Genomic DNA, 9,695 nt, shown 5'->3' with positions numbered 1-9,695 from the left:
CAATCCCGAGCTCCTCGGCGGTGCCCTGCACGCCGCCGAGGATCTCGGGATTGATGCGGGCCGCGTCGAGCTGGTCCTCGGTGACGGTCCACCAGACGGCACGGGTACGCAGCGTACGAGGAGGGAGATCGAGTTTGGACTCGCCGAGGACCTCGCCGGTGATGAGCCGGCGGCGCAGGAAGGAGACGACCTGGTTGGTGACCTCGACGGAGCCGTAGCAGAGCCGGCCGTCGCCCCAGGGGATCTCGGTGTCCGTCTCCAGGACGGAGATGGAGGTCGTGTCGCGGGCGACCGTCGAGTAGGGCGGCTCGGCCTGCTCGACGAGGGCGACGGAGTCGTCCAGGTCCAGTTCGCGCACCAGGTAGGTACGGCCTTGGTGCAGATGGACCGCGCCCTCGTGGACGGTGGTGTGGGCGGCGCCCGCGTCGACCGTGCCGAGGAGGCGGCCGGTGGCGGCCTCGACGACCTGGACGGGGCGGCCGCCCTGGCCCCGGATGTCGGCGAGGTCGGCGGCCCGTTCCCGGCGGGTCCAGTGCCAGGCCTTGGTGCGGCGGCGCAGCAGCTGCGCGGCCTCCAGCTGCGGCAGCAGCTCCTCGCAGGCGGGGCCGAACAGCGCGAAGTCCTCCTCCGTCAGTGGCAGCTCGGCGGCGGCCGCGCACAGGTGGGGGGCGAGGACGTACGGGTTGTCGGGGTCGAGGACGGTCGACTCCACCGGTTGGTCGAACAGGGCCTCGGGATGGTGGACCAAAAACGTGTCCAGCGGGTCGTCGCGGGCCACGAGGACGGCGAGGGCGCCCTGGCCGGAGCGTCCGGCGCGGCCCGCCTGCTGCCACAGGGAGGCGCGGGTGCCCGGGTAGCCGGCGATGAGGACGGCGTCGAGGCCGGAGATGTCGACGCCGAGTTCGAGGGCGGTGGTGGCGGCGAGGCCGAGGAGCTCGCCGGAGTGGAGGGCACGTTCCAGGGCGCGGCGTTCCTCGGGGAGGTAGCCGCCGCGGTAGGCGGCCACGCGCCGGGCCAGGGAGCGGTCGACCTCGGCGAGGCGTTCCTGGGCGATCACGGAGATCAGCTCCGCGCCACGCCGGGAGCGTACGAAGGCCACCGAGCGGATGCCCTGGACGGTGAGGTCCGTCAGCAGGTCGGCCGTCTCGGCGGTCGCGGTACGCCGTACGGGGGCGCCCTTCTCGCCCTGGAACTCGGTGAGCGGGGGCTCCCACAGGGCGAACACCAGTTCACCGCGGGGCGAAGCGTCGTCGGCGACCTCGGTCACCCGGACGCCGGTGAGGCGGCCGGCGGCGACGGAGGGCTCGGCGGCGGTGGCGGAGGCCAGCAGGAAGACGGGCTCGGCGCCGTAGCGGGCGCACAGACGGCGCAGGCGGCGCAGCACCTGGGCCACGTGGGAGCCGAAGACACCGCGGTAGGTGTGGCACTCGTCGATCACGACGTACTTGAGGGCGCGCAGGAAGGAGGACCAGCGGGGGTGGGACGGGAGGATGCCCAGATGGAGCATGTCGGGGTTGGTGAGGACGTAGTTGGCGTACTGGCGGATCCACTCGCGTTCCTCGACGGGGGTGTCGCCGTCGTACACGGCTGGGCGTACGGCATTGCCCAGAGGATGTGAAAGTTCCTTCACCGACCGGCACTGGTCCGCCGCGAGTGCCTTGGTGGGGGCCAGATAGAGCGTGGTGGCCCCGCGGCCGTTGGGGGCCTCGGAGCCGTCCAGCAGCCGCGACAGCACCGGCACGAGGTAGGCCAGGGACTTGCCGGAGGCGGTGCCGGTGGCGACGACCACCGACTCGCCGTCGAGGGCGTGCTCGGCGACCCGTGCCTGGTGGGCCCAGGGATGTTCGATTCCGGCGCGCTGGACGGCGGCGATGACCTCGGCGCGGATCCGGTCCGGCCAGACGGCATGGCGACCCGCACGTGGGGGCACATGCTCCGTATGAGTGATGCGCGAAGCCCGGCTCGGGCCCGAGGCGAGCCGGTCCAGGACCTCGCCCGGCGAGGGGCTGGGTGCGGTGTCCGTCGAGGATCGATCGGATCGGTGATTCTTGGCCATCGGCACCGAGTGTGTCACCGGCGTGACGGACAATGGAGCCAAGGCGTCGTGCACGCCTGCCGGTAAGTGATTGAATGCCATCGCGGCTGGCGAACCGTCCCGGGGGCTTTCAAGCCGAGGTGTCCCGAGGGGCGAACGCTCGATAGCAAGGTGCTGGAGGATCCGTGGACCTGTCCCTGTCGACCCGTACCGTCGGCGATCGTACGGTCGTCGAGGTCGGTGGCGAAATCGACGTTTATACCGCGCCCAAGCTGCGTGAGCAGCTGGTCGAGCTGGTCAACGACGGGAGTTTCCACCTCGTCGTCGACATGGAGGGCGTCGACTTCCTCGACTCCACCGGGCTCGGCGTGCTGGTGGGCGGCCTGAAGCGAGTACGGGCCCACGAGGGCTCGCTGCGCCTGGTCTGCAACCAGGAGCGCATTTTGAAGATCTTCCGCATCACCGGTCTGACCAAGGTGTTCCCCATTCACACCTCGGTCGACGAAGCGGTTGCGGCCACCGACTGATGACGCCCGTCCGGGCCCGGTGCCCGGAAGCGCCACAGACAAGTCAAGTGAGGGGACCGGGCCCGAGGGCCCGGCCCTTCGACCGCACGCCCGTAGTTCCGAGGGGGATGCATGGCCACCGTTGAACTCCGCTTCAGCGCGCTGCCCGAGCACGTCCGTACCGCCCGACTGGTGGCGGCCGCGGTGGCGCGCAGGGCCGGAGTGGACGAGGCCGTCCTCGACGAGGTCAGGTTGGCCGTCGGCGAGGCGTGCACCCGTGCCGTGGGGCTGCACCGCAGCAGCGGCGTCTCGGCGCCGGTGCATGTGTCGCTGATCGAGGAGGAGAAGCAGTTCTCCATCGAGGTCGGCGACGAGGCACCCCACACCGTCCCCGGCGACAAGGCGTCGGGTGCGGCGGGCGAGGCGGAGGTGGACAGCGAGGAGGACGACATGGGTCTCGCGGTCATCAGCGGCCTCGTCGACGACATGGAGGTCAGCGCCGGGGAGAACGGCGGACTGATCCGTATGAGCTGGCCGACCACGCCGCCCACCGCGGTGCTGACCTGACTCCTCGCAACTTCAAGCATTACCCCGAAGGGCCCTGCTGAGCAGGGCCCTTTCCTTTTCTTCTGATCAACGTTCATCGGGACACCGGAATTCGTGAAGTAATTCACGATCAATGGCACGATAATTTGATCAAGCGTCAATGTCTTTGAGGCGTTACTTCTTTCGAGTAATGTGGCCGGGTGCGGATCATTTGCTGATGGGCATGCGAAGGCTAATTCCGTTTCCCGTGCACTGTTTTGATCAGGGTCCGCTCCCTAGAATCCGTCCACATCTTGAGCTCAGCCCAAGCGTCAAGGAGGACGAATGGCGGGGCTTTCTACCCCTCAGCGGTTTGACCACCCCACGAACTTCGCAGCCGCAGTGCTGACCGACGACAACCGGATCATCGTCATGGTGATCGGAGTCGTGGCGCTGGCCGCACTCGTCGTCGCCGGAGTCCTGGTGCGCCAGGTGCTCGCGGCGGGCGAGGGCACCGAGAGCATGAAGAAGATCGCGGCTGCCGTACAGGAAGGCGCGAACGCCTATCTGGCCCGACAGTTGCGCACGCTCGGCGTTTTCGCCGTCGTCGTGTTCTTCCTGCTCATGCTGCTGCCCGCGGACGACTGGAATCAGCGCGCCGGCCGATCGGTGTTCTTCTTGATCGGCGCGGCGTTCTCGGCGGCCACGGGTTATATCGGCATGTGGCTCGCCGTGCGCAGCAATGTGCGCGTCGCGGCGGCGGCCCGGGAGGCGACACCGGCGGAAGGTGAACCGGAAAAGGATCTCACCACGGTTTCGCACAAGGCGATGAAGATCGCATTTCGCACGGGCGGCGTCGTCGGCATGTTCACGGTGGGGCTCGGTCTGCTGGGCGCCTCCTGTGTGGTGCTGGTGTACGCGGCCGACGCGCCGAAGGTGCTGGAAGGTTTCGGCCTGGGTGCCGCCCTCATCGCCATGTTCATGAGGGTCGGCGGCGGCATCTTCACCAAGGCCGCCGACGTCGGCGCCGACCTGGTCGGCAAGGTCGAGCAGGGCATTCCGGAGGACGACCCGCGCAATGCCGCGACCATCGCCGACAACGTGGGCGACAACGTCGGCGACTGCGCGGGCATGGCGGCCGACCTCTTCGAGTCGTACGCCGTGACGCTCGTCGCCGCGCTGATCCTCGGCAAGGCGGCCTTCGGTGACTCCGGACTCGCCTTCCCGCTGATCGTCCCCGCGATCGGCGTCCTCACCGCGATGGTCGGCATCTTCGCGGTGGCGCCACGCCGGACCGACCGCAGCGGTATGTCCGCGATCAACCGCGGCTTCTTCATCTCCGCGGCGATCTCGCTGGCCCTGGTCGCGCTCGCCGTCTACGCCTATCTGCCGTCGACGTACGCCGGCCTGGACGGTGTGGATGACCAGTCGATCCTCGACAAGGGCGGCGACCCGCGGATCCTCGCGCTCGTCGCGGTGGCCATCGGTATCGTGCTGGCCGCGCTGATCCAGCAGTTGACCGGCTACTTCACCGAGACGACCCGGCGTCCCGTGCGGGACATCGGCAAGAGCTCGCTCACCGGCCCGGCCACCGTCGTCCTCGCCGGTATCTCCGTCGGTCTGGAATCGGCCGTCTACACCGCCCTACTGATCGGCCTCGGCGTCTACGGGGCGTTCCTGCTCGGCGGCACGTCGATCATGCTCGCACTGTTCGCGGTGGCGCTCGCCGGCACCGGTCTGCTCACCACGGTCGGCGTCATCGTCGCCATGGACACCTTCGGACCCGTCTCCGACAACGCGCAGGGCATCGCCGAGATGTCCGGCGACGTCGAGGGCGCGGGCGCGCAGGTGCTCACCGACCTGGACGCCGTCGGCAACACCACCAAGGCCATCACCAAGGGGATCGCCATCGCCACGGCCGTGCTCGCGGCGGCGGCGCTGTTCGGCTCGTACCGGGACGCGATCCTCACCGCGGCGAACGACGTGGGCGAGAAGGTCTCGGGTGCCGACGCGCCCATGAACCTGATGATGGACATCTCGCAGCCCAACAACCTCGTCGGGCTGATCGCGGGCGCCGCGGTCGTCTTCCTCTTCTCGGGGTTGGCGATCAACGCGGTCTCGCGGTCCGCGGGCGCGGTGGTCTACGAGGTCCGGCGGCAGTTCCGCGAACACCCCGGGATCATGGACTACAGCGAGAAGCCGGAGTACGGCAGGGTCGTCGACATCTGCACCAAGGACGCCCTCAGGGAACTCGCCACGCCCGGGCTGCTCGCCGTCATGGCGCCCATCGCGATCGGGTTCACGCTCGGGGTCGGCGCGCTGGGCGCGTATCTCGCGGGCGCGATCGGCACCGGGACGCTGATGGCGGTGTTCCTCGCCAACTCCGGTGGCGCGTGGGACAACGCCAAGAAGCTCGTCGAGGACGGCCACCACGGCGGCAAGGGCAGCGAGGCCCACGCCGCGACCGTGATCGGCGACACCGTCGGCGACCCCTTCAAGGACACCGCGGGTCCGGCGATCAACCCGCTGCTGAAGGTGATGAACCTGGTCGCGCTGCTCATCGCTCCCGCCGTCGTCCAGTTCAGCTACGGCGACGACAAGAGCGTCGGGCTGCGGGTCACCATCGCCGTCCTCTCGATCGCCGTGATCGTCGGCGCGGTGTACGTCTCCAAGCGGCGCGGGATCGCCGTGGGTGACGAAGACAACTCCGAGCAGCTGGCCAAGTCGGCGGACCCCGCGGTGGTTTCGTAGACGGCCATACGACGGGTGGGGCGAGACCCCAGCTCAAAGGGCGGGCGGACGGCGCGTGTTGACGTGCCGTCCGCCCGCTCCGCTGTGTGCGGCGCTGGCCCGTGAGCCTTCTCTCTCTTGGTGCAAATGGTTACAAAATGATAGATAGAGGGGGCTCGGCACACAGGTGGTTCCCGTCCTCCGTGTATGTTCCGGGGCCGAGAGCCACGGAAGGGACCAATCCGGTGAACAAGAAGCTCGCGGCCGCACTGTCCGGCGGTGCGGTACTGGTACTGGCGCTGTCCGGGTGCAGCAGCGGCGACGAGACGAACGACAAGCTGAACTCCTGGGCCAAGCAGGTCTGCGACGACGTACAGCCGCAGATCAAGAAGATCGCGGCGGCCAACGCCTCGATCCAGAAGGAGACCTCGGACGACAGCGCGCCGGCCGACGTCCAGAAGGCCGACTCCCAGGGCTTCCAGGACATCTCCGACGCCTACAAGGCCATGGCGACGGCCATCCAGCAGGCCGGGGCGCCGAACGTCGACGACGGCGAGAAGAAGCAGAAGGCCGCGGTCGCGGAGCTGAACCAGCTGTCCACCGCGTACGCCGAGCTGAAGAAGAAGTCCGACGCGCTGAACACGAAGGACCAGGCGAAGTTCGCCGACGGGCTGGAGGGCGTCGCCACGGAGCTGGAGAAGCTCAGCAAGACCGGCAGCAACGCCCTGAAGGAGCTGGAGAAGGGCGAGGTGGGCCAGGCGATGGCCGAGCAGACGAGCTGCAAGTCCGCGACCTCGTCCGTCTCGGTGTCGGCGGGGGCCACCCAGAGCTGACGCCACCGGCGTCCGGGCGACCCCGGCACGGGGACACGGACGCCCGGGCGGTACGACCGGCCGCGGCCCGCACGGCTGACGGCGGCGCGCCCGGCCATGGGTCCGGACGGCTGATGGCGGCGCGACGGGCCGCGGTCCGCACGGCCGAGGGCGGGGCGGCCCGGCGCGGCTACGCTGACGTCTGTGAGTGACTCCAAGCTGCCCTCCTTGCCGTCCGTTGACCGTTCCGATGTCGCCGCTCGGTTGCGCGCGGCGTTGATCGGCGCCGACTTCACCGCCGACGGGCTGCTCGAACTGCTCGGTGCCTCCGCGTACGCGGCCCTCGCCCGGAGCGAAGTGGTCCCCGCGTTGCGGGCCACGCGCGGCGAGTCGGCGCTGGAGGCGCTCGTCCGGCTGTTCCTGCTGCAGCAGCCGGTGGCACGCGCGCACGTGGAGGAGGCGCTGCCCGTCGACGCGTGCGTCGAGAGTGGATGGCTGGTTCCCGTCGGTGATTCCTCCGACGAGATCGCCGCCACCGTCGACGTACGGCCGTACGGCGGACCCGCTGGCGAGGACTGGTTCATCGTGTCGGACCTGGGGTGCGCGGTCGGCGGGGCCGGGGGCATCGGCTGCAAGGACGAGGGTGTGGTGCTGGGCGTGGGCGGCGCGTCCACGACCCTCGCCGGCATCACCGTGCGGACGCCGGTCGGCTCCGCGCTCGACCTCGGGACCGGCTCCGGCATCCAGGCGCTGCACGCCGCCCAGCACGCCACCCGCGTGACGGCGACCGACCTGAACCCGCGCGCGCTCCACATCACGGCGCTCACGCTGGCGCTCTCCGGCGCACCGGCGGCCGATCTGCGGCAGGGCTCGCTCTTCGAGCCGCTCGCGGACGACGAGACGTACGACCTCATCGTGTCCAACCCGCCGTTCGTGATCTCGCCCGGCGCCCGGCTCACCTACCGCGACGGCGGCATGGGCGGCGACGATCTCTGCCGCACCCTCGTGCAGCGGGCCGGGGAGCGGCTCAACGAGGGCGGGTTCGCACAGTTCCTCGCCAACTGGCAGCACGTTGCGGGGGAGGAGTGGCAGGAGCGGCTCAGGTCGTGGGTGCCGCGTGGCTGCGACGCGTGGATCGTGCAGCGGGAGGTCCAGGACGTCACGCAGTACGCGGAGCTGTGGCTGCGGGACGCGGGCGACCACCGCGGTGACGCGGCCGAGTACCAGGCCCGGTACGACGCGTGGCTGGACGAGTTCGAGGCCCGCAAGGTCAAGGGCGTCGGGTTCGGCTGGATCACGCTGCGCAAGTCGGCCGCGGCCGACGGCGAGCCCTCGATCACCGTCGAGGAATGGCCGCATCCGGTCGAACAGCCGCTCGGCGAGACGGTGCGGGCCCACTTCGCGCGCGTCGACTACCTGCGGGCCGCCGACGACGCCGCGCTCCTCGGCGCGCACTTCCGCCTCGCCTCCGAGGTCGTCCAGGAGCAGGTCGGACTGCCCGGCGCCGAGGATCCCGAACATGTGGTGCTGCGGCAGAACCGCGGGATGCGCCGGGCCACGAAGGTGGACACGGTCGGCGCCGGATTCGCCGGTGTGTGCGACGGCTCGCTCAGCGCGGGGCGGATTTTGGACGCCATCGCCCAGCTCGTGGGCGAGGACCCGGTGGCGCTGCGCGACCGGACGCCGGTCCAGATCCGGCTCCTCGTCGAGCAGGGCTTCCTCGAACCGGCCCCTTGAGGCGGCGGTTCCGTCGAGCCGCCCCACTGAGGCTGCCCGGCGGCCCGCCGAGGACATGTTCGGGTGCCCTGTTCGAGTAACGGATGGGGCGCCTCTGTACCCCTGGGTCGCATGTGTCCGGTCTGGCTGGATTGATCCGTAAAAGGTCTCCTGTCGGTGGTGCGTGCGAAGCTATTTTCAAGAGACGGATTCGACGTGTCCTCGGGGGAGGCACGCGCTGTCTCTGGGGGATCGGGGGATCGCGATGGCGGGGGATACGCCGGAGCAGGGCCAGGGAAGGATCATCAACGGCCGCTATCGCCTGCTGCGCACGCTGGGCGCGGGCGGCATGGGCCGGGTCTGGCTCGCGTACGACGAGGAGTTGGCCTGCGAGGTCTCCATGAAGGAGATCTCCATGCCCGACGTCCCGATGGACGCGAGCGAGCCCGCGCAGCGCATCGCCCGGGCCCGCAGCGAGGCCCGGCACGCCGCGCGTCTGCGCGGCCATCCCCATGTGGCGACGGTCCACGACGTGGTGCTGCACGAGGGCCTGCCGTGGATCGTCATGGAGTACGTGCCGGACGCCGTCGACCTCCAGGCCGTCGTCCGGCAGCGAGGGCCCCTCGCACCCGAGCAGGTCGCCCGGATCGGCCTCGCCGTCCTCGACGCGCTCACCGCGGGGCACCGGATCGGCATCCTCCACCGCGATGTGAAACCGGCCAACATCCTGCTGGCCGCCGACGCCTCCGGCGACCCCTACGCGCGCGTGCTGCTCACCGACTACGGCATCGCGCTCCAGCCGGAGTCCCGCGAGCCGCGGCTCACCGCCACCGCGGGCATCCTCGGCACGCCCGGGTATCTGGCGCCCGAGCGGGCGCGCGGCGAGCCGCCGACGCCCGCCGCCGACATGTTCTCCCTCGGCGCCACGCTGTACGCGGCCGTCGAGGGCCGCGGCCCCTTCGACCGGCACGGCGAGTACGCGACCCTCACCGCCCTGCTGGGCGAGGAGCCCGCACCGCCCGCCCGCGCCGGTGAACTGGCGCCCGTGCTGCACGGGTTGCTCATCAAGGACCCGGTACGGCGGCTGTCGCCGGAGGCCGTGGCCCGCGGTCTGGAGCGGGTCACGGCCGCGGGCGGCCCGTCGTCGCCGGCCGGCTGGGGAGCCACCCCGTCGTCGGCCCCGGAGGCCTTCGGCCCCGCCTCCGCCGCGGCCGGTGGACCGGGCCGACCCGGCGGACACGCGACCGCCGGTACCCCGCACGGCTACGCGGTCGGCGCCCCGCCCGGCCAGGTGGCCGCCGCCCAGGGCGGCAACACCCCGAACACACCCGGCGCGCCCCACACGCCGTACACCCCCCACACCCCGGGCGT

Annotated in this window: 7 protein-coding genes; 6 read left to right on the top strand and 1 reads right to left on the bottom strand. The window is 70.6% G+C overall.

All coding sequences use genetic code 11. The features are described 5' to 3' along the window. Window positions 1-2,137 (bottom strand): DEAD/DEAH box helicase (locus AOK23_RS23020; RefSeq protein ID WP_079049636.1); only part of this gene is annotated, 2,137 nt, incomplete at its 3' end. Window positions 2,138-2,220: 83 nt separating this feature from the next. On the opposite strand from AOK23_RS23020, the gene bldG reads away from it, so the two are divergent. The 6 genes from bldG to AOK23_RS22990 form a co-directional block, all read left to right on the top strand. Continuing rightward, entirely contained in the window at window positions 2,221-2,562 is a 342-nt protein-coding gene (bldG, locus tag AOK23_RS23015) for an anti-sigma factor antagonist BldG (RefSeq protein WP_005475923.1), read from the top strand. A 111-nt stretch (window positions 2,563-2,673) separates the two neighbouring features. Further along, window positions 2,674-3,108 (top strand): ATP-binding protein, encoded by a 435-nt coding sequence (locus tag AOK23_RS23010; RefSeq protein ID WP_055714571.1) that lies wholly within the window; start codon window positions 2,674-2,676, stop codon window positions 3,106-3,108. A 303-nt stretch (window positions 3,109-3,411) separates the two neighbouring features. Then, window positions 3,412-5,817 (top strand): sodium-translocating pyrophosphatase, encoded by a 2,406-nt coding sequence (locus AOK23_RS23005; protein WP_055714570.1) that lies wholly within the window; start codon window positions 3,412-3,414, stop codon window positions 5,815-5,817. A gap of 224 nt (window positions 5,818-6,041) precedes the next feature. Next, the gene (locus tag AOK23_RS23000) at window positions 6,042-6,629 is read left to right on the top strand and encodes a small secreted protein (RefSeq protein ID WP_240496512.1); all 588 of its coding nucleotides are present in this window, start codon (window positions 6,042-6,044) and stop codon (window positions 6,627-6,629) included. 183 nt (window positions 6,630-6,812) lie between these two features. Continuing rightward, window positions 6,813-8,345 carry a DUF7059 domain-containing protein gene (locus tag AOK23_RS22995; RefSeq protein ID WP_055714568.1) on the top strand — a complete coding sequence of 511 codons (1,533 nt, stop codon included), beginning with the start codon at window positions 6,813-6,815 and terminating at the stop codon, window positions 8,343-8,345. A 244-nt stretch (window positions 8,346-8,589) separates the two neighbouring features. Beyond that, window positions 8,590-9,695 (top strand): serine/threonine-protein kinase (locus AOK23_RS22990; RefSeq protein ID WP_157878124.1); only part of this gene is annotated, 1,106 nt, incomplete at its 3' end.

Source organism: Streptomyces torulosus (assembly GCF_001419765.1).
GTDB lineage: Bacteria > Actinomycetota > Actinomycetes > Streptomycetales > Streptomycetaceae > Streptomyces > Streptomyces torulosus.
This window is presented reverse-complemented; position numbering and strand designations above follow the sequence as displayed.

Coding starts and splice junctions, on each gene's coding strand:
- AOK23_RS23005 (WP_055714570.1), top strand. CDS start 3,412: ATGGCGGGGCTTTCTACCCCTCAGCGGTTTGACCACCCCACGAACTTC.
- AOK23_RS23010 (WP_055714571.1), top strand. CDS start 2,674: ATGGCCACCGTTGAACTCCGCTTCAGCGCGCTGCCCGAGCACGTCCGT.